Origin of the sequence: Lentzea roselyniae (assembly GCF_039537795.1) — a bacterium.
GTDB lineage: Bacteria > Actinomycetota > Actinomycetes > Mycobacteriales > Pseudonocardiaceae > Lentzea > Lentzea atacamensis.
Window position 1 is genome coordinate 1 of sequence record NZ_BAABBE010000149.1, and the last position, 562, is coordinate 562.

At 66.9% G+C, this 562-nt stretch carries 1 protein-coding gene; it reads right to left on the reverse strand.

Going from position 1 to position 562, the window contains the following annotated elements; all coding sequences use genetic code 11:
- A partial coding sequence (locus ABFX45_RS46275; protein ID WP_346137442.1) for a transposase family protein occupies nt 1-562 on the reverse strand: 562 nt, incomplete at both ends.

Below are 562 nucleotides of genomic sequence, written 5' to 3' on the forward strand. Positions count from 1 at the left end.
CCGCGTTCACCGAGGCAGCGCAGGCCTCGCAGCAGGGCGTTGTAGGTGCGAGTGTCGATGTCGAGCACCTGGCCGTCCGTAGGTTGTTTGACCGGCGTGAACACGCCGATGCCTGCCCCGTCGTAGCCGTTGTCGGACAGCGTGGGCAGGCCCAGTTGGGAGTAGGCCCAGTACAGAGCCCCGAGGACGTGCTCGCGAGCGGCGGTCAGGTCGTGCACCGAGCCGGGTTCGACGTCACTGACCCACAACGGGAAACCGTCCGGCGCCAGCAGGGCCTGGATGTTCCCGCCGGGCTCGTGCGCTTTGCCGGAGTACCACAGATCGATCTGCTCGCCTTTCACGCTGGTGGTCTTCTCGTTGAGGCGATCGGCGGAGAAGATCTTGCCGTCGAGAATGACGTGGGCCAGGCCCTCGTTCTTGGCTCGTTCCAGCGCTTCGTGCAGGTCCGGTGCGCGCTCGGCGAGCACGGTGATGACCTCGTCGAGGTAGCGGTAGCCGGTGGCGCGGGAGATGCCGTGATCACGTGCCAGCGCGGTGATGTCGGCGTGCTGCCGGAACCAGC